Source organism: Roseixanthobacter finlandensis (genome assembly GCF_043195105.2).
GTDB lineage: Bacteria > Pseudomonadota > Alphaproteobacteria > Rhizobiales > Xanthobacteraceae > NCEH01.
This window is the reverse complement of sequence record NZ_CM195536.1, coordinates 1,799,847-1,819,703: the sequence shown is the minus strand read 5'-3', so window position 1 is coordinate 1,819,703 and position 19,857 is coordinate 1,799,847. Positions and strand designations below refer to the sequence as shown.

At 65.9% G+C, this 19,857-nt stretch carries 15 protein-coding genes; 1 reads left to right on the top strand and 14 read right to left on the bottom strand.

The genetic code is table 11. The features are described from left to right. Positions 1–832 precede the first annotated feature (832 nt). The 3 genes from V5G24_RS08355 to V5G24_RS08345 form a co-directional block, all read right to left on the bottom strand. Positions 833–2,509, bottom strand: coding sequence for a methyl-accepting chemotaxis protein (locus V5G24_RS08355; RefSeq protein WP_394084785.1), 1,677 nt, complete (start codon positions 2,507–2,509; stop codon positions 833–835). Between the two features lie 198 nt (positions 2,510–2,707). Next, positions 2,708–3,376 carry a response regulator transcription factor gene (locus tag V5G24_RS08350; RefSeq protein ID WP_394084784.1) on the bottom strand — a complete coding sequence of 223 codons (669 nt, stop codon included), beginning with the start codon at positions 3,374–3,376 and terminating at the stop codon, positions 2,708–2,710. A 501-nt stretch (positions 3,377–3,877) separates the two neighbouring features. Further along, a complete protein-coding gene (locus V5G24_RS08345) occupies positions 3,878–4,261 on the bottom strand; it encodes a response regulator (RefSeq protein WP_348846252.1) in 384 nt (127 codons plus the stop codon). Positions 4,262–4,487: 226 nt separating this feature from the next. On the opposite strand from V5G24_RS08345, the gene V5G24_RS08340 reads away from it, so the two are divergent. Continuing rightward, positions 4,488–5,147, top strand: coding sequence for a protein phosphatase CheZ (locus tag V5G24_RS08340; RefSeq protein WP_394084783.1), 660 nt, complete (start codon positions 4,488–4,490; stop codon positions 5,145–5,147). Positions 5,148–5,259: 112 nt separating this feature from the next. Here V5G24_RS08340 and V5G24_RS08335 read toward each other — a convergent pair whose 3' ends face one another. The 11 genes from V5G24_RS08335 to V5G24_RS08285 all read right to left on the bottom strand — a co-directional run bounded on the left by V5G24_RS08335 (position 5,260) and on the right by V5G24_RS08285 (position 19,855). After that, a complete protein-coding gene (locus tag V5G24_RS08335) occupies positions 5,260–5,913 on the bottom strand; it encodes a transglycosylase SLT domain-containing protein (RefSeq protein WP_394084782.1) in 654 nt (217 codons plus the stop codon). Between the two features lie 94 nt (positions 5,914–6,007). Further along, positions 6,008–7,867, bottom strand: coding sequence for a flagellar hook-length control protein FliK (locus tag V5G24_RS08330; protein WP_394084781.1), 1,860 nt, complete (start codon positions 7,865–7,867; stop codon positions 6,008–6,010). Next, the gene (locus tag V5G24_RS08325) at positions 7,864–10,290 is read right to left on the bottom strand and encodes a MotC family chemotaxis protein (RefSeq protein ID WP_394084780.1); all 2,427 of its coding nucleotides are present in this window, start codon (positions 10,288–10,290) and stop codon (positions 7,864–7,866) included. Before V5G24_RS08325 ends, V5G24_RS08330 begins: the two co-directional genes overlap by 4 nt. Next, on the bottom strand, positions 10,287–11,597 hold the full coding sequence (locus V5G24_RS08320; protein ID WP_394084779.1) for a MotB family protein: 1,311 nt from the start codon (positions 11,595–11,597) through the stop codon (positions 10,287–10,289). Before V5G24_RS08320 ends, V5G24_RS08325 begins: the two co-directional genes overlap by 4 nt. 9 nt (positions 11,598–11,606) lie before the next feature. Beyond that, complete coding sequence (locus V5G24_RS08315) at positions 11,607–12,347, bottom strand: hypothetical protein (RefSeq protein ID WP_394084778.1); 741 nt, start codon at positions 12,345–12,347, stop codon at positions 11,607–11,609. 2 nt (positions 12,348–12,349) lie between these two features. Beyond that, positions 12,350–14,029, bottom strand: coding sequence for a flagellar basal-body MS-ring/collar protein FliF (gene fliF / locus V5G24_RS08310; RefSeq protein ID WP_394084777.1), 1,680 nt, complete (start codon positions 14,027–14,029; stop codon positions 12,350–12,352). 326 nt (positions 14,030–14,355) lie between these two features. Next, complete coding sequence (locus tag V5G24_RS08305) at positions 14,356–15,399, bottom strand: flagellin N-terminal helical domain-containing protein (protein WP_394084776.1); 1,044 nt, start codon at positions 15,397–15,399, stop codon at positions 14,356–14,358. A gap of 325 nt (positions 15,400–15,724) precedes the next feature. After that, positions 15,725–16,510: a response regulator gene (locus tag V5G24_RS08300; protein ID WP_394084775.1), complete on the bottom strand. Its 786-nt coding sequence runs from the start codon at positions 16,508–16,510 to the stop codon at positions 15,725–15,727. A gap of 3 nt (positions 16,511–16,513) precedes the next feature. After that, on the bottom strand, positions 16,514–17,731 hold the full coding sequence (locus tag V5G24_RS08295; RefSeq protein WP_394084774.1) for an EAL domain-containing response regulator: 1,218 nt from the start codon (positions 17,729–17,731) through the stop codon (positions 16,514–16,516). Positions 17,732–17,744: 13 nt separating this feature from the next. After that, on the bottom strand, positions 17,745–18,140 hold the full coding sequence (locus V5G24_RS08290) for a response regulator (RefSeq protein ID WP_394084773.1): 396 nt from the start codon (positions 18,138–18,140) through the stop codon (positions 17,745–17,747). Next, positions 18,137–19,855 carry a sensor histidine kinase gene (locus tag V5G24_RS08285; protein WP_394084772.1) on the bottom strand — a complete coding sequence of 573 codons (1,719 nt, stop codon included), beginning with the start codon at positions 19,853–19,855 and terminating at the stop codon, positions 18,137–18,139. Before V5G24_RS08285 ends, V5G24_RS08290 begins: the two co-directional genes overlap by 4 nt. Positions 19,856–19,857 lie beyond the last annotated feature (2 nt).

Below are 19,857 nucleotides of genomic sequence, written 5' to 3'. Positions count from 1 at the left end.
TTTTGCACGGTGCGCTGGGTTTGAAAGGCACCCGCTGCCATTGCCTGCGTGAGAACGAGCCTTGCGCAGACCGGGCGGACGATGGTCCTGGTGTTCAGGCGACACCGCGAGCCGGCAGGGCGCGCGCACCAGACGCGGCCCTTCCCCGAAGTGGGCACATCCATGCTGAAGACATGCGCCCCGCCGGACCACGCGAGGCTCTGCATTCACCAGGCCTGGACAGGCCAGCCTCCGGCTGGCGCGCGGGGACGTTCCGCTTGTCTGCCTCCCGCCGGACGGCCGAGGATGCGGCCGATCCTCGGCCTTGCATTCCTCGGCCTTGAAGACATCGGCGAACGGCGAGAGAGGGCGGCCGGCGCCCGTTTGGATCCGCCGGGAAGGACCCGTCGGGCTCGGTGGCGGCCCGACTGAGGCTTCGACCCCGCACATTGCGACCGGCGCCCGCCCTGTCCACGCGGGCAAAGGGTGGTGGCGCATCGGGCCGAATCGCGGCGGGGTGGGATCGAACACAGCGATAGCCGCCGCACGGGAGCCGGCGCGCCGCCGATCCCGCCGCTCAAGAGCGCAATGTCGGCATGCATCGCGCCGGCGGGCGAAACCATCGATGAGGATGGGGCACCGGACGCTTCCCGGCGCGATGGCGCAGATGGGAGACGTTCCGCGGCATCCCGCGCCCATCATGGGGCCGCTGCCGGACCGGGACGGCTGATCGTGTCGGGTTTCACCAGCGCCCGGTGCGGAGGAACGGAGGGACGCGGCGGCTTGCGAGGGGATTTAAACGCGTTGAAGGCGGCGCCACAGGGCGCCGCCTTGCTTCTTGGATGCGTCGCGTTCAGGCGGCGCGCAGGGAGCTGACGAAGCGGGTCACCTCGGTCTCCATAGAATGCGATTGCTCGGACAGGGCCGAGGACAGGCTCATGAGCTGGGTCGCGGCGGAGCCGGTGGAACCGGCGGCCTTGCCGACCTCGGTCATGTTGACCGTCACCTGGCTCGCGCCTTCGGCGGCGCGATGGGTATTGCCGGCGATTTCGCTGGTGGCGACACGCTGCTCTTCGATGGCGCTGGAAATGGCGCCCGTCACGTCCCGGATCGAGTTGATGGTGGTGACGATGGAGCTGATGGACGTCACGGTGGCGCCGGTCGCCTCCTGGATCTCGCCGATCTTGGCGGCAATCTCGTCGGTGGCCTTGGCGGTCTGTGCCGCCAGTTCCTTCACTTCTGCGGCAACCACCGCGAAGCCGCGTCCCGCATCGCCTGCCCGTGCCGCCTCGATGGTGGCGTTGAGGGCCAGCAGATTGGTCTGCTCGGCAATGTCCTTAATCAGGTTCAGCACGCCGCCGATGGAATTGGCAGCTGCTGAGAGGGCGCGGATATTGTCGCTGGTGCGCCCCGCTTCGTCGGCGGCGGAATGGGCGATCTTGGCGGAATTCGCCACCTGCTCGCTCACTTCGCGGATCGAGGCGGAAAGCTCCTCGGCGGACGCGGCGACGGTCTGCACGTTGCTGGATGCACCTTCCGCGGCGCTGGACACCGCATGGGCCTGGCGCGAGGTTTCCTCGGCGCTGGCGGAGAGCCCCCGCGCCGCATCGGCCACTTCGTTGGAGGAGGAGGCGAAGCGCTCGGCAAGACTGCCCATGGTCTGCTGGAACGCATTGGCGATGGAATTGCGCTCGGAAATGATCTTCGCGGTCATCTCCTCATCCTTGCGGATCTGCTCGAGGCGCAGCCGCTCGTTCTCGGCGAGATTGTCGCGGAACACGCTGAGCGCGCGGGCCATTTCACCGATCTCGTTGGACTTGGCGAGCCCGGCGATCTCGGTCTCAAGCGCGCCGCCGGAAATGCGCTTCATGGCGTCGGTGATGTTGGTGAGCGGCCGTGTGACCCCGAAGAAGATAAAGCAAATGGCACCGATGGCGATGGCCGTCGCGGCGCTGCTGGCGAGGATCATCGACAAGCGGCCATCCGTGAACGCCTCTTCTGCGACGCCGGCCGCAACGGCGGAGCTTTCGTTGTTCAGCTGAACGTCACGGTCGAGCGGCTCAAGCATCTTATTGAAGGCCTCCGCGGACTCGTTCAATAGAGCGACGGTGGTGTCGAGATCCCCAGTTGCCTGAGCGGCGAAAGCGCGACTGATCACAAGATCGTATTCGGCGAGCTTCTGTTCGACCGTGCGCCAGACCTCCGCTTCTTCCGGCGTAGAGACCAGTGTCTTATAGAGTTTGACGGATTCTTTTACGTCGCCCTTCGACTCAGCGATGGACTGGTCGGTTGATTTGATCTCGTCGGCATTCGTCAAGACCGACCTTCGGATCTGCGCGGCGCGGACGCGCGCCAGGTGAAATTTGATCTCGCCGAGCACCCGCACGCTGGGCAGCCAATTGTTGGAAATATCATGCGTTGCGACGTTCAGTCGGTTGAGCATGAGCGTGCCAATGACCGCCTGCCCCAAAAGGCAGACCAGGAGAATCAGCACGGTTCCGATAAGCGAAGTTTTGAGCGTGAGGCGCATGTGTCTCTCCGGGAAGGCAAGTCCAGGCGGTTTCCGCCGTCGCATGTGGAGGCCAGGATCGTCCCGGTATTAAACGCGGAAGCTGGACCGAAGCTTGCGGGTCCAACCCGGCGGGGGTGAGATAAGAAGCTGATCGAAAAAAGAAAAGCCGCCTCGTCGGGGGCGACGAGACGGCCAGTGCCGTCGGATCCTAGGAGATCAACCGACGAATTGATAACCGATGTAGCGCTTGGCATCGATCACGTCGTGGCCGAGGCGCATGCGCAGTTTCTTGCGCAGCTTGCTCATGTGGCCCTCGATCACGCTCTCATCCACGTCTTCGTTGAAGATACCGTAGATGGTATTGAAGATCTGGGTCTTGGTGACGCGGCGTTTGCTGTTCTTCACGAGATATTCGAGGATGTGGCGCTCGCGGCGGGGCAAGGACAGCGGCACGCCGTCCACCGCCGGATCACGGCCGTCGAAATACACGCTGAGCCGGCCGGTGGTGGCGGGGCCGTTATTGGTGTTCATGCGGCGCCACACGGCGTCCGACCGGGCGACGATCTCCCGGACATGAACCGGCTTGCGCACCACATCATCGATGCCAGCGGTATAGAGCTCGAGCGTCTGGGACAGCGACTTGATGTCTTCCAGCGCGATCACCGGGGCACGGGAGTGTGTGCGGATCATTTCCGGATAGGAATTGCGGGACTCGAAGTCGCCGAGCAAGAAACCCTGAACCGCGCCCAAGTCTTGATCGGAGGCGGACTGCAGCCATTCCTTGAATTCGCCGTGCCCAAAGCCGAGAGAGGAAAATCCTTCACGAGAAAAACCGGAAACATAGCTCTCAGCGACAGATGCGCGGGGATCGACAACCACATACATGGGACTGCTCCTCAGAATTTTGGCCGTTCAGGCTCAATCTTAATTCTTGGTTCAGAATGTATTTCCGGCGAGAGCCATTTGCTCCGCTTCCGTTGTTGAATTGGTATGAAGGAATTGCTTCCCCCACAACGAGAGTTGGTGCGGATTTGGAGCGCCATCAGCGGTGGTTTCGGCTTAGCGCTGCGATTTGGAGCGGGTTTTTCAGGCGAAACGGTATTTTGGTGAGGAGGGTGCGTCCGGCAGGCCATATGCAACAAGTCATGCGTCCGTTTCCGGGCCCTATTCCCTCCATTCTGGGGGGATTTAGAATGATTTAAAGGTGAGGTGGATGGATCCCTTTCCGGCCCCGCATGCAGGGCGGCCCGGCCAGTTCTGGAAGCGCCCGGGATAGAGGCAGAATCCAAACGCCCGGCACGAGGGCCGGGCGCTGGAGGTACTACTCTGAATGACTTTATTCATGAAGCGTACGTATTCGCGATGCGCTGAACACGGATCGGAAGATCAGGCCTCGAACACGGTGTCGATCTTGCCCTTCAGCGTCTGCGCGTTGAACGGCTTGACGATATAGTTGCTGACACCCGCCTTCTTCGCCGCGATCACATTTTCCGACTTGGCTTCGGCGGTCACCATGATGAACGGGGTTTCCTTGAGAACCTCGTCGTCACGCACGCGCTTGAGCAGTTCGTATCCAGTCATGGGCTCCATGTTCCAGTCCGAGATCACGAGGCCGTATTTGTTCACCTTGAGCAGCGAGAGCGCCTCGGTTCCGTCGGACGCCTCGTCGACATCCTCGAAGCCGATTTGCTTCAAGAGGTTCCGAATGATCCGGACCATGGTCTTGTAGTCGTCCACCACAAGAATTTTCATCGAAAGGTCTACCGCCATGGGACGCTCCGTTTGAGGGCATAAGAAATGCCGACCGAGAGATGTCTCATCGGCTCCGTTCGTTTCTTTTACCGGAGATCGCCTTGCGCGAAGCTTGCAACGCCGCGGGCGGTGGGCTGGTGTTCGGAGGGAGAGTTGAAATATAAAGAGACAACTTAATCTTCGAATACTGGAGGTCGGGATGTCCGCGAGTCGGCGACCGTTTCGCATTGAAGCTTCGACGCGCATGTCCGCTGATGCCGACTTCGGTCAGCACAGCCCGGTCGATGGCCAGCTGGACCGCATTCTGATCGAACTCGCCCAGATGCGGAGCGAAATCGAGACGTTCAAATATCGTAATCCGCTCATGGACAAGGAGCGCGATCGCAACGCCCTGTGGGCTGGTCTGGAAACCATCCAGGAAGCGATCCAGAATACCAAGTCCGAGATCGCGGCCTTGCATTCGGAAGGCGGCGGCGGCGAGCAATTGTTTCGCGCCACCGACGAGCTCGATGCGGTGGTGGCCGCAACCGAGACCGCGACCGAAACCATTCTGAGCGCGGCCGAGGACATCGAGGTTCTAGCCGCCAAGCTCTCGCGCTCGCTGGTGGGCGACGACCTGGCGCTGGCGGAGGCGATCCAGGCCCAGACCATCAAGGTCTTCGAGGCCTGCAATTTCCAGGATATTTCCGGCCAGCGCATCGGCAAGGTGGTGAAGCTGCTGCGGTTCGTCGAGGAGCGCATTTCCAGCATGGCGAACATCTGGGGCGGCGCGGCCGAGGTGGCCACCGCCAATTCCATCATCCCAGTGGTCCGCGAGGGCGATGCCGCCCTGCTGAATGGCCCCTCGCTCGCCGACGACGCCAATGTGGTATCGCAGGACGACATCGACTCCCTGTTCAACTGATCCGCTCAAATAAAAACCCCGCGTCCGCCGTTTTATAACGTGCGGACGCGGGGTTTTTCTGTTTGAAGGCGTGATCGTGATAGCGGCGAGGGCGTGCCTTGCGGGCGCCGCCTCAGCTGTTGCAGAGGGCGCGCGCTTCCGGCGTCCAGTCGCCCATACCCGTGCCCACGAGCCGGCGGATGACGGCGCAGACATAGCGCTTCTGCCCCGCCACATTGTGCTTGGAGGCATTGTAGCGCGCGACCGCCATGGTCCAATTGCCCTGGCTCTTGCGCCAGTCTCGCAATTCCTGCGCCGCCACCTCGACATTCAGCCGTGGATTGAACATCTGCTCCACCGAGCGGAATTTTTTTCCGTGATAATAATAATTCACCTGAAGACAGCCGACATCGATCAGCTTGATGCCTTGCGCCCGCGCCTCGTTGAAGGCGCGCATGGCGTCGGGAAGCGAGGTGGCAAGGTAATCCTTGCCGGCGACGTTCAACATATATTGCTGGAGATGTCCGTTAATCCCGCTCTCCTGCAAGCCCACCGCATAGAGCACGGGCAGCGGAATGTTATAGAGCGCCGACGCGCGCGCCAATTCGCGCTCGCACACATTCGAGGTCGAGGCCGCGTTGCGCTTGGGTTTGCCGGGCCGGGCCGCGGAGTTCGGACGCGCGACAGGCACCGGCTGTGCCGAATTCGCGAGCGAGGCCGGCTGTACCGAATTTGCGCGCGAGGCCGGCTGTGCCGGCTTGGCGGGCGCGCGGGGGATCGTGCCCAAGGGCGCCGCCGCCGGAGCTGAAGGCGGCGCGGCATTCTTCCGCGCGCCGATCGGCTCGGGAATGCCGGTGGAGAATGTTTGCGCGCATACGGGACTAGCGAGAGAAATCGCCCCGGCCAAAGCTGTCGCGATCACTCGCTTCATCGCGTCGTGCACCTTTCTGATCGGAGGAATCTGAGGGCTGGCGACCTGAGCCGCCGCCCGGCTGACGTTCACTGCCGCGCTCTTCGGGAACCGAGGGCCGCGCCGGCGCGAATGGCGTGGGCTCATGCCCCGTCAAGCCGGTAAATCCGCTGCCGTCGGTGGTGATGATCTGGATGTCGCCGGGCTGGTAGCCGGCGGAGCGCAGGATCTCACCCAAGGCGGCGCGATCCTGCTCCAACATCCGCGCGGTGTCGGGATTGCTGGCGCGCAAGCGCACCTCAAGCCCCTGAGGGGTCAGGCGCATGCGCACATTCACAGTGCCGAGGTCGTCGGGGTGAAGCTGGATCTCCAGTACCCGCACCGGCCCGGCGCGCAAGCCCATAGCCGTGTCGGCACTGTCCGGAGCGCCGAGGCTCGACATCTCGCTGGAAATCGCCTCGGCCACTTGGCGCACCGTGGGCATTTCGGCGAGCATCCGCATGCCGGGCTGCAGCGGCAGGGGCGCCATAGTGGCAGGCTGCGGCCCGGGCGACGGCTCCGCAGAGCTGCCTTGCGCCGAGGCTTCCTGCTCCTCCATACGTGCGGCGTGGGCATCCAGAACGCGGTCTGCCGGCGCGATTGCCCCCTCGTCGGCGATGTGACGCGCATCCGCCGCGCGGGCAGTGAGGCTCTGCCGGCCGGTGTCCATCGCGGAGCGCTCACGGGCGGCGATGCCCGCGCCGGGCGCGATCGGCGCGAAGGGTGCGCCACCCATCGGATGCGGCGCGGCGATGGGCTGTCCATCAAGGCCCGCGCGATCCGGTGGCGGCGGTTGTCCGGCGGTTACGGGGGGCGCCGAAGGCGCGCCGGAGACAGCGCCCGTCGGCAGGGTTCCCGCCTGCACGAACGGCAGGGCTTGGCCGGTCAGGCTGCGGATCGGCGCGAAATGGGTTTCCCGCGAGAGGACGGACACCTGGATCGGCCGCACCGCTTCCCCACCCGAGGCGTCGGGAAAGGGGGGGGCGGCGGTTTGGGCGGCCGTGAACCCAGCGCCCGCCTCGGATTGGCGTGTCGGCATCGCGCTTGCTGTCGCATCGGCCCGGCCGAGCGCCGTGGCGAATGCGGCCCCGGCGGCATCCTGCTCCGCCCGCGTCGGCGCATTCGGCCCGCCGGGTGCCGTGGGATCGTCCAACCCGGAGGATGTCGCCCGTGCCGCCACTACATCTTCCCCATGGGAGGCCGGGGGAGATTGGGACGGATCCTGCGGTGTTGCGGAGGGAGGAAGCATCGCCGAGTCCTGGAAGGTCGCGGGGTCCGGGAACGGTATAAGCTCTTGGAGCATCGCGGGATCCTGGAGCCTCGCCCCATCCCGTGCAGCCTGAACCGCGGCAGCGGCGAGGTCGTCCGCCGTGTCTCCATCCCCCGGCGCGGCGACGGTGGGCGCGCGAGCTGGGCGGCCCAGGGCCAGAAGCAATTGGGACAGCGAGCCTGGCCCATGGGTCGCAGCGACGCGGCCAGGGCGGGCCTGTCGGTCGCCCGCCGGCGCCGGGCCGTCATTTGCCGTCTCGTCCGGGGCGGGCATCGCGCTGTCCTCCCCCTGATGCGCATCCGAGCCGGGGCGAGACGTGTCGCGGCCCGCAGCGCCCGTGTCGCCGGCATCCGGAGCGGGCGAGGCGATCTGCTTGAATACCGCCGCAAAGCCGTGACCTGCCACGCTGTCCGCGCCGTCGGGGGGATTGCCCGGCGCTGCGCCGGCGCGCGCGGCCCCCTTGCCGGCGACGACATCACCGCGCCCGGCGCCCGGGCCGACGGAATAGTCCAGCGCTGTCATCGCGGAGCCTCCTTCAGAAGCTTGTCGATCTTGGCCAATGTGCCGCGTGCCTGCTCCTCGATGGCGGAGGGTGCGGGATCAGCCTGGGCGGTGGCTTGCGCCGGAGCGGCTTGCGAGGTTGGGGCCTGCGGCGCGCCGGTGGGTGTGGTGCCAGCTTGCGGCGGCGAGGCAGGCGACGAAGGGCGCGCCGCCGGGGACGCCACGGCTTGCGGCGCCGGGGATTGAGGCAGCCTCGTTTGAGGCCCTGCGGCCGGAGACGTCGCGGCTGGCGGCGCGATGGCGGAGGGCGGCGCAGCGATTGGCGCGGCGACAACCTGCGCCGGCGCGGCATCGGCGATTTTCGGCGCGGACGCAAGGCCCGCGTCCGCGACGTTCGGGGCGGTGCGCACCAGGTCGGCGGCCACAAGGGCGGCATCCAGCAAAGCCGCGTCCGGCGGCGTCAGCCGGCCGCGATCCAACGCCGCGAGGTCGATCTGGGCCTGTTGAAACCCGTCATGGGTCGCGGCCTGCGCGGCGGCCTTATAGAGGCGGGCGCGCTCGGCATCGCTGCTGAGCGGGGGGGCGGTGGCGAGCACGCGTTCGGCGGCGGTAATGGTGGTCTTGGCCTTGCCCTGGATGACCGCGCTGCGCGCCACCAGCAGAAATATTTCGCGCCGGCTGGCTTCGTCCAATGGTTGCAGCAAGCGATCGAGCCGTTGGAAACCATCCGCAGCGTCGATGAAGGGCATGCGGGTCAGCGCGGCGGCAAAGCGCTGGCGGAAATTGCCCGCATAGACCGAATGGGAGAAGCGATCGAGATATTGCCGGGAGAGGCGGCCGAACTGGTCGGTGTCGCCGCTCTGGCTCGCGACGAGGATCTGCCGGCGCAGCGCGGCTTCCTCGACCAAGGTACCGGGCATGAGAAGGCGCGCCAGATCGAGCAGCTTAGCGGCCCTTGCCGGGTCCTTGCGCACCGTGGTCGCCGCCTGGGCAATCGCCACCTGCGCGCCGAGCGCGTTCGGCAGGCTGCGGGCGTCGATCTCGCCGAACAGGCGCAACGCCTGCTCCTCGCGGCCTTCCACATAAGCGAGCGCGCCACGCAGCAGGCGCTCGTCGAGGGCCGGAAGCGGCTCCTGGGCAAGAATGCCGCGCAGCACGGCGGGATTGCCGCCACTGAGCACATGGATCACCAGCGCGCGGGCGTTGCGCGGATCCTGCCACACCGCCGGGGGCGCGGCTTTGAAATCCTTGTCGATCTGCGCCAGCATGCGCCGCTGGCCATCCACGGCTTCCACGGAGCCTGCGGCCACCTTGTCCTGCAAGCGTTGCAGGGCGCGAACCGCCTCCATGGGCGAAATCCCGTTCGCCATGACCGGCGGCAGGGTGACGACGACGGCCTTTACGGGCGGCGGAGGTGGTGCCTTGCCATCCGCCTTGGGGTCGCCTCCGTCGGCGGCCGCGTCAGCTGGGCCATGAGCGTCCTTCTCGGCCGGGCCGTGGGCGGCCGCGTCGGCGGGCGCCTTGGCATGAGTTTCGGTCTGTCCCTGGGATTCGGCGGCCGCCACGTGAGCCGGGTCGGCCGGAACGGGTTCGCCATGGCTCGCTTCGGCAGGGGGGACATCGGCTTGCGCGCCGTTGGGTTCCGTTTCGGCATGCCCTGGGGGTGCCTGCACCGTCTGGGCCTGCACCGGTTCGCCGGGAAGATCACGGGGCTGATCCGTGGCCACCGGCTCCGCGGCGGCAGAGGCTTGTGCGAGCGGCGCACTGGCGGCCGGCGGCTCAGGCGCAGTCGCGGCCGGGCTCGGATCATCCCGGTCGGGCCGGCTTGCTTCTTCGACAATGGCATCGGCGCTGGCGGCAAGGCTTGCGAAGGGCGCGCGCGTGGCCAGCTTGGGGTCGGGGAGCGGAGCATAAGGGCTCGAAACGCTCGGCGGCGGCAGCAAGGGCAAGGCTGCGGCGGGAAACCCGCGCACCAGCGCCTCACCTGCCGCGCGATCCATCGGCGTCGCCACCGCAGCGGGTGCCGTCGGCGCGACGGGTGCCGTCGGCGCGACGGGCGGCGGGCTCGGCGCAACTGGGGCGGCCGCAGGCGACTCGGCTGGATCGCTTACCGTCACGACCTCGGCGCGGCGAATCTCCACCGGAGCGGCGAGCGGCAGGGGGATGCGGGTTGGCGGCAGAGCCGCGCGCGCGGGCGGTGCCAAGGAAAGCGGAGCGCCGAGGGCGGCGGCGGGTGCGGTGACGGGTGCAGTGGATTCGCTTGCCGGAGACGCCACGGGCGGAGCGGGGCGCTTAGCCTGAACGGGCAGCTTTTTTGGCCAATCGGCGACCGGTTGCTCGCCAGGCGCGCGCGTGTCCGCCCAAGGGTCGAGCGCGGCAGCAGGCGCCGACAGCAGGCACAGCAGGCTCGCCCCCGCGAGCAAAATGCGTGCGCGCGCGCTCATTGCGCCGGCTCGCGCAGCAGGATTTCGATGCGGCGATTTCCGGCCGCATAAGGATCGGTGCGGTTCTTCAGATCGCGATCGGCCACGCCCTCGATGCGGCGCACCCGTGCCTCCTCCAGCCCGCCGCGCACGAGCATGTAATAGGCCATCTGGGCGCGGGCGGTGGAAAGACGCCAATTGTCATAGGTGTCAGAACGGAACGGGCGCCCGTCCGTGTGGCCGCGCAGGACGATATCTCCCGGGCGCGCAGCCACGATCTTCGCCACCTTCTCCATGGCCCGCACCAGCTTGGGATCCGGGATCGCCGAGCCCACGCCGAACATGGAATAGTCGATGTCGTCGGTGAGGTTGATGACGAGGCCTTCCCTGGTGGCCTTCACATCCAGATTCGGCGCATGGGACGGACCCATGGCGGCTTTCAGCGCCGCGCCCAGTTCCGCCTGAAGCGCCTGGGCGGCCTGGATCTGCCCCGGCTGGATCTGCGTAGCCTGACCTTGGCCGGACATTTGCTGCCCACTTTGGATTTGTCCGCTCTGCGCCTGACCGCTCTGGAATTGCCCGCTCTGCGCCGGACCGGCGGCGGAGCCGGCCTTGGACGCGGCGCCGGCGCCCTGCCCCTTGGCGGCGGATTGTGTCGCATCGGCGACCTGGGCCGTGTCCTTGTCCTGGAGCGGCTGCGCGTCGGCGCGCGGCGCGGTGGCGTCAGGGCGCGCGCCGGCGGGCGCGACATTGGATTTGACCGCACCGGGGGTATCGGTCTTCGTCTTGCGGGCGGCATTGGTCTGCCAATAGACCGGGTCGAACGGATCGCGCGACGTGTCGCCGGCGCCACTGCCGGGCGAACCGATATCGCCGATCGCGGTATCGGCCGTGACGTTGCCGGGGCTTGGATCGGCGTCGCCAGCGAGCTTGTTGAGCACCGCATAGGGGTCCTGGAACGCGCTACGCTCCTTGTCGCCCTGCTGGCGGTCAGCTCCCGCGCCGGACTTGGCGCCTGTGGTGTTTTTGAGTGAATTCTGTTTGTCGCCGTCCGCCGACGTTCCGTTGGCCTGGGTGTCGTCGGGATCGTTCAGGCCCTTGAGCTCAGTGATGGAGGAGGCGAGATCCACCGGGTTGAAATAATTGGCGATCGCCTTGCGCGTGTCCTTGTCGGTGGCATTGATGAGCCACATGATGAGGAAGAAGGCCATCATCGCCGTCATGAAATCGGCGTGCGCCACCTTCCACGCGCTCGAATGGGATTCATGCTCCTCTTCGTGGTGGCGCTTGATGATGATGATTTCGCCGTGCTCGGCCTTGTCGGACATGATGCTTCCTCAAGCCGGAATCGAGCGCAGGCGCTCGGACCAGGCGGCAAGCTGTGTTTCCATGAGCGTGTCGTCGGCGACGACGCGAATTTCGGGACCCTCCTCCTGCGCGAAGGCAAGGCCCGGCCTCTCACCCAAGCCGGCGCGCATGGCCTCGAGCAGATCCGCAGGAGCACTGATCCGCACCGCCGCGCCGGGCGCACCGCCGAGGCGGGTCCGCACCAGGGCGCACAGGTCGGTGACCGCCTTGGCGCGGATTTCGGTGTCCAGGAACGGCGTCAGCACATGGGCCACGGTGTCGCTGATACGATGCTCCAGCGCGCCGATCGCCTCGTTGATTTGATGGGCCAGAACATCGCCCTCCTCGCGGGCCCAGGCCACGCGCGCATCGGCGAGGCGGGCGTCGAATTCTGCCCGGTCCTGGATCCGGGTCTGGGCCGCAGCCTCGTTCGCCGCAGCGAGGGCGGCGCTCGCCTCGCGACGGGCCAACGCAACCGCCCGCTCCAGGTCTTCCGCCGTAATGCGGGGCGTGGGATCAGGACGCGGCGCTTCGCTCGCCGGCGCGGGAGCGGCAGCCTTCGAGGCCACGGCCGCCGGTGCGTCCGCGCCACCGGCCGTCGCCGCCCGACCGGCACCCGGCGCGGGCGGACGGGTCATGGTCTCGATCACGCTCGCGGCGCGCGCCTGGGGCGTGCCGGCATTGGCCCGCACCGGACCGAAATGGGGAAGGTGGCGCGACAAAGCGTGCATGATCAGACCTTCACATCCTGGTGCAACCATTGCCGCAGGATCGCCGCCGCCTGGGCCTCATCGAATTCGACGATCTGCTCCAAACGCTTCTGCGGCGAGCGGTTCATGCGGCTGGTGAGATCCTCGATCAGATTGACGGTGGTTGCGCCGATCGCATCCGCCTCGCCCTCCGCTTTCACCTCTCCGGGCAAGCCCGGCGGGCCGGCGACGGCGGGAACGCTCGGGGGCGCCAGCATGGCCGCCTCGATGGCCGCCGCATCCTCGCCGTCCGCCTCAATCTCGGGACGGGCCAGGATGGCGCGGACCGCCGGACGCAGCCCGAACCAGATCAGCAGGCCCGCGACAATCAGGATCGTCAGCGCATTGATCAGCGTGCCGGCCTGGCGCAGCAGCAGTTCGGTCCAGGGCAGCGGCGGGATGGGATCGAGCGCGTGGCCGCCATCGGCGAAGGAGACGGCGGAGACCTTCATCTTGTCGCCGCGCTCCTTGTCGAAGCCCGCCGCCGATCCGACCAATTGCTCGATTTCGTAAAGCTGCTGCTCCACCGGCACCGCATCCGCGCCTTGGGAGGCCGGGGCGGTCAGGCGATCCTTGTTCAGGAGCACCGCGATGGAGAGGTTCTGAAGCGAATAGCCTTCGTGAACGGTCTGGACCGTGCGGGAGGAAATCTCGAAATTCGTGATCTCTTCCTTGTGGGTGTTGTTCTCGTTGGAATCGGCGCTGGCGTCATTGGTGGTCTGGGCCGCCGGCACGTTTTGCTGCACCGAGGTGTTCGGCTGCTTCGTGCGGTTCTGCGACTGGCCGCTCTCCTTCACGGTGCGAATCGAGCGCTCGGATTTGGAGGCCGGGTCATAGATGGTTTCGTGGGTGGTGATCTGGTCGGTGTTGAGCCGCGAGGAGACGGAAATCTCGAAATTGCCGAGGCCGAGATACGGGATCAGCGTGCGGCGGATCTTCTCCTCGGTCTCGCGATTGACCTGCTGCTGCAACAGCGTCTTGCGACCCGAGGCCGCGCCTTCGCCATCGCTCGCGCCGAGCACCGCACCGTCGGTGTTGAGCACCGATACGGTGTCGACCTTCATGCCGGGGATCGCCGAGGCCACGAGCCGGCGGATCGCCTGGGCGGTGGAGGAGTCGTCTGAATTCTCGGTGCGGATCACCACGGAGGCGGACGCGGTCTGCTGGTCGCGGCGGAACGAGCCCCGGTCCGGCAGCACGATGTGCACCCGCGCCGCCTTGATGCCCTTCATGGTCTGGATGGTGCGCGCCAGCTCGCCTTCCAGGGCGCGCACGCGGGTCACTTCCTGCATGAACGAGGTGAGGCCGAACGAGCGCACGTCGTTGAACAATTCGTAGCCGGAATTGCTGCTTTGGGGCAGGCCCTTGACCGCCAGCAGCATGCGCGCGCGGGCGGTGTCCGAATGCCCCACCAGCACCGCCGCGCCGTCGGCGCTGACATCGAAGGAAATGCCGGCATCCTTCAGGGCGCCGCCGATGCGGCTCACATCCTCGCGGTTGAGATTGGCATAGAGCGTCTCGCGCTCCGGCTGGCTGAGGAAAAAGGCGCCGAGGCCCACAACCGCCACCACGGTGAGGCCGATCACGCCAAGCGCGATCAGGCGCCGGGCGCCAAGCGCCATCAGGTTGTTCCACAGGGCTGTCAATTGCTCGCGGCCGATCATCGGCGGGATCTCATCTCGATTGCATCCTTGGGAGCCCCGCGGCCGCCTCCCGGCGGGATGCGGACGGAGCCTTCGGGGGAGGTCGATCGGGCACGCGCGTCGGCCAGATGGCTTCGGCGCTGCATGTGCCTGAGGTGCAATCTCGGGACTTAATCTTGCCTGGACGTTGCAAACACAAAGGCCACGCTCCAGAGACTGGAACGTGGCCAAGTCGGCCGTCCGGGCGAGGACGGCAGAGGAGCTTCAAAATGCGCGGCGTACCGCGCAAAAAAACAACCGCGCAGAGAACAGCCGCGCCGGCGAGCGGCGCGGCGGCTTTTATGCGATCAACGGAACAGCGTCATCACGTTCTGCGTGGAGTTGTTCGCGATGCTGAGGGACTGCACCGCCAGCTGCTGCTGGGTCTGGAGCGCCTTCAGCTTGGTGGATTCCTCTTCCATGTTGGCATCGACCAGCGAGCCGATGGACGAGGTGTTCAGGTCGATCAGGCTCTGCGCGAAGGTCTGCTGCGAGGTCAGCCGGGTCGAAGTGGTGCCGAGCGTGGTGGCGCCATTCTGGAGCTGCTGCATCGTCGCATCGACGATCTTCACATAGGCCTGGATCTTGGCGAGATCGGCGTCGGTGTTGCCAAGCGCGGAGACGTCAAAATCCTTGATCGCCTGGGTTCCGGTCGTGGCCGTGCCGCCGATCACGTACTTCGTGTCCATGAAGCCCTTGAGGCTGCCGGCCGCCGTATCAACGGTCACCGTCGCGCCGCCCGCCACGTTGGCCGCCGTCGCGACCGCAGTCACCGCCTTGTCGGTGGTGGAGGAGGTGCCGGACGAGGTGGCTGCGGTCGCTGCGTTGTAGATCGCGAAGGCGCCGGTATCGATGGCGGTGGAACCCACCGTCACGCTGCTCCCGGTGCGCGAGAAGGACGACAGCAGGTTCTTGGTCCCGTTGAAGCCGGAGGCGCTGGTGTCGACGGAGAGCCAGTTGCTGCCGTTCATCACCGAGTTGTCGGAGGTGGTCTTGATCTGGCTGATGAAAGAGGCGATTTCCGTCTGCAGCTTGGTGCGATCGACGTTCGGCGACAGAGCCGCAGTCAGGTCGTTCTTGATGCTGCCCAGGGTGGAGATGATGGCATTGACGCCGCCGCTCGCCGCATCGACCGAGTTCTTGTCGAGGCTCATGGCGTTCTTCACCGCACCGAGCGCGCCGTTGTCGGAGGTCAGCGTGGTGGCGATGGACCAATAGGCCGCGCCGTCGGAAGCAGAATTGATGCGCTTGCCGGTGGAGACGTGGTTGTTGGTCGTGTCGAGCGAGGTATTGATGCTCCGCAGGGTCTGGAGAGCAACCATTGCGGAGGTGTTGGTGATCATGCTGGTCATGGCGAGATGTCCCTCGATTGGGTTTGATGAATCGGGTTATTTCGGGGGGACATGCCGGACTTCAACCGGCATGGAAGGGCGGCATCATGCCTTTGGGGCCAATCTCATTTTGATTGGCGCTCTGCTCGTTCAAGCAGTCAACCTTCCATGGAACAGACACTAGACCGGCAAGCTTGCGTGAAGCTTGCATCCGGCGCGGCTCCGGAGTGCGAGACGATCGCGGCGCGGGCGCGAACGGGAGCGCGGGGAATGTGATGCCGCGGCGCAGAACGCAAAAGCCCGCGCCAGGGCGCGGGCTTGGCAAATGGGGGCTGCGGTTTCGGCTTCAGCCGATCTTCAGGCCGAGCCGTCCCGCCTGCCGCTGGACGAAGGCCTCCATGCGTTCGCGGCCCACGTCGGTAAGCTCCACCAGGACACGGCGGCGATCGCCGGGATCTGGCAGCCGGTCCAGCAGGCCGGCGTCCTTCAAATCCTCGATGCGCCGCAAGGCGGTGGTGGTGGGCACGCCGGAGGCGATGCATAGGCTGGTCACGGAAATCGGCCGCCCCGTGGCCTCCGCCACCGCGAGATCGAGCAGCATGTCCCAGGCCGGATCGGAGAACAGACCGGCCTGGAAGATCGCATCCCGGTCCGCGCGCGCGGCGACCAGCGCCTTGAGATAATTCGGCCGCGCGGTAGGCATGACGATCGGGGCCTGCGGCGAGAGACTGGATTCGTCCTCGACCAGAGAGAGCGCGCGTTCCACCGCGTGCTTCACCTCTTCGGCCGACAAGGGCTTTTGCAGGAAATCCACCGCATGCAGGCGCAGTGCGCCCACGGCACGATCGAGCGAGGCATGGCCGGTGATGACGATCGCCGCGAGCGGCTTCACGCGGCGGCGCACCGCCAGCTTTTGGAGCAGCTCAATACCGTCGATCCGCGGCATGTGGAGATCGGTGACGATGACTTGAAGCTCATTGTGGCGGGCCACCAGGTCCAGCGCCTCCACGGCGGTCTCGGCGGTCCGTGTCGGCATGTCGAGCGCCAGCAGACCCTCGCTCAGCTCCGCAAGCACGTCCGGATCGTCATCGACCAGGAGAACCCGGGCTGCCGCTTCGATGTCCTGTTCCATAATCTAGGCCCCAGTCTTCGGCTCGCCGCCGGCCGCCTCCCGCGCTGCTTGTGCACTTAGCAGGTGCAACAATTCTGGCAGGGGGCGCTTGGGCGAAATCAAGTAACCTTGAACATAATCGATCGGGAAAGTGCGCGCGAGGTTAAGATCCTCGGGGAATTCAACACCTTCCGCAACCACCTTTATGCCCAGCTTCCGGCCTAATTCTGCGATCGACGCGAAGATATTTCGTGCCTTGGTCCAGGTTCGCGCGTCGCGCACGATCTGGAGATCGATTTTGATCTCCGTGACTGGAAGCGCGGAGAGCTGAAGCAGGCCGCTCTGGCGCCGCCCCACGTCGTCGAGCGCGAGGCCGAAGCCCGCTATGCGCAGCCGCGCCAGCATCGAAAGGGACTCAGCGCAGGAATCGTATAGCGAATCCTCGGTCAGTTCAAAGATGACGTCGGCCGGCGAAATATGGGCAGCCTCCACGGTCTCGATCAGCTTGCGCAGGCAATCGGGCTGGAGCACCACGTCCAGGGGCAGGTTGACGCTGATCGGGCCCTGCCAGCCGGCTTGGATCCATTGCGCGCAGCCGCGCGCGGCGACCCCGAGCACATATTGGGTCAGATCCACCAGCACCGCAGGATCCGATGCGGCCGCCGCGACGATGTCCAGGGGGCTGACCGGCCCCACATCGGGCAACACGCCCGTCAACAGCGCTTCCGCACCGGCGAAGGCGAGCGTCTGAACATCCACCTTCGGCTGGAAACTCACCGGCAAGGTGCCATTGGTGAGGCTGGCCCTGAGGGCGGGCAGAATCGCGCTCTGCGCCTGGCGCGGCGCGGCGGGCTGTTCCGCCCCGCAATCGGGATAGTCCAGCAGGCGCAACAATTGCTGAGGATCAAGGGGTTTCGTCAGCGCGCCGAGCACGCTGAGCTTCTGCTCGCCCGCTACCTGCGCCACCACGCGAAGCACATCCTCGCCCACCCCGCTGATGAAAATGAGCTGGGGCGTCTTCGCGAAAGCGGCGAGGCGGTTCATAATGTCGATGCCGTCCATGGCCGGCAGGCTCAGATCGAGCAGCACAACGTCGAACGCGGCAAGTTCGGACATGTCGAGCATGCGCGGATCCGTACCCCAGCGCGCGCGATGGCCGGCGGCCGAAATCAGCTCGCAGAGGTCCTCGCACAGGGGTTCTTCATCATCCAGAATGAAAACGGATCGCGCCCGCGCTGTCATTGCTACCTCGCTTCTACAAGCTGGTAGAGCCTGCAGCTTGCGCGAGGACGGCTTCTATCTGGTCGACCATCATGACGGGATCGAGAGGCTTCACATACAGAAGGTCGGCGTCGAAATCAGCTGCCTCTGCTTCGTTGACGATATGCCCCGTGATTATCACAACAACCTGTGGCTGCAAATCCTTTGGCAGCAGCCGCGCCGCCGTCACCAGTTCGGCGCCATCGTGCTCGCCGACCCGAAGATCGGTGATCAGGCAGAGCGGATGGTAACCTTCGAGAAGCACCATGAGTGCATCCGGCGCGGAATGGCAGGTCCGCACGGACCATCCGCCCGCGGCGAAGAATTCGCTGATCTCCTCCGCGAGCTCGGGCTCGTCGTCGCAGATCAGCAGGGTGCGGTAAATGCTCATTCCGCCATTTCCGGCGCGGGCACCACAAGCCGTGGCAGGTCGACCGTGAAGCGCGCGCCTTCCGCGAGATTGGCCGCGCTGATGGTGCCGCCCATGTCGCGCACCACGGTCCGCGACAGGGACAGACCGAGGCCGGTGCCCTTGTCCGCGGGCTTGGTGGTGGTGAAGGCTTCAAACAGGTGCGGCAGGATATCCGGCGCGATGCCGCCGGCATTGTCGTCCACCTCGATGAGGACGCGATCATCCTCGGCGCGGCAATGCACGATGACCCGTGGCGGATGCCCCAGCGACGCCGACGGACGGCTCTCGCAGGCATCGCGCGCGTTCACCAGGAGATTGACGATCAATTGCTCGAACATGGTCTGTTCGCCCACGACCATGACATCCGGCGACACATTGAACCGCAGCAGCAGATGAATGCCGGCGGCGCGATATTGCTCGGCCACAAATCCCGCGGCCAGCTCCAGCGCGGCGCGGATGGAAAAACTGCTGGATTGGTCGGTGGGCATGCGGGCGTAGCGGCGTACCTGGTCGGTGATGCGCTTGGCGCGATCCACCTGTCCCTGGATGCGCTCGAGCTTCGCCTGAACTACCGCCTGGCCGGCGCCCGATTGCACCAGGCGCGCGGCGTTCGCGGCCGCCATCTTGATCACGGCAAGCGGCTGGTTCAGCTCGTGGGCGATGGCTGTGGCCATTTCGCCCAGGGTCGCGAGCTTGGCCGCTTGCATCACCTGAAGCTCGGCATGGCGGATGCGGCTGGTATCGGCGACCACCAGAAGTGCTTGCGGAATGCCGTGCCAGAGCACCTCGCACAGATTGCCGCGCAGCGAGACGACATCGCCCTGCCGGCGTGAAAATGTCATGGTGATCCCGCCCCAGGGGTTGCCGTTGGTATCGACCGCGATATCGCGCGCCGTTCGGGTCAAGCGTTTCCAATCTGGATCGTTGAGCGGCGCATCCACGACCGCCAGCGCCGCCGGATTGACAAACCGCACCTGCTCGCTCTTGGGATCGAACACAATCACGCAAGCTGGCGTCGCCTGGATGACCGCCAGCAGGCTTGCTTCCATGGACTCCAACGCGGCCTGCCCCGCCATCACCTCCGCGAGGCGCATCTGTACGCGCCGCTCCATCGCCAGCAGGATGAGCACCAGAATACTGCCGGAGGCGAAGAGAAGCAGCAGCGGGATGCGGGCAGGGTTGGCATCGAGCTGCGCCTCGATCTGCGCCGTCGCCTCGTTATAGGAGACCGAGGACAGCAGGACGCGCTGCAACAGCCGCCCCAGGGGTTCCAGCTCGATATCCCATTCATGGAAGACTTCGTTGCCGCTGACATCGAACAGGTTCGGATGGGCAAGAGCGTCGATCATGCCGTCGAGCCGTTGCTCGAAAATCTGCAATTCCGGCTTGTAGCCCGCCAGCCCCGGTAACAGATCGGATTCATCGGATTCGTAGAGAACCGGCAGGCGCGAGCGCAGCAATTCCAGGCGTAGCTTCAGCGCTTCGAACTCACCGGGACTGGGCGAGACCGCGGTCAGACGCAGGCGTGACGTCGCCTTGAGGAATTCAAGCTGCGCCTGATAGACGATCCAGCCCGAATTATGGATCTTCTTGGCCAGCATCGAGCGCTGATTGTCGGTCGAATTGTAAACCATCACCGTCGCGACAAAAAACACGATCGTCGTCAACACCATGACGGCTGAAACGACGTGCATGC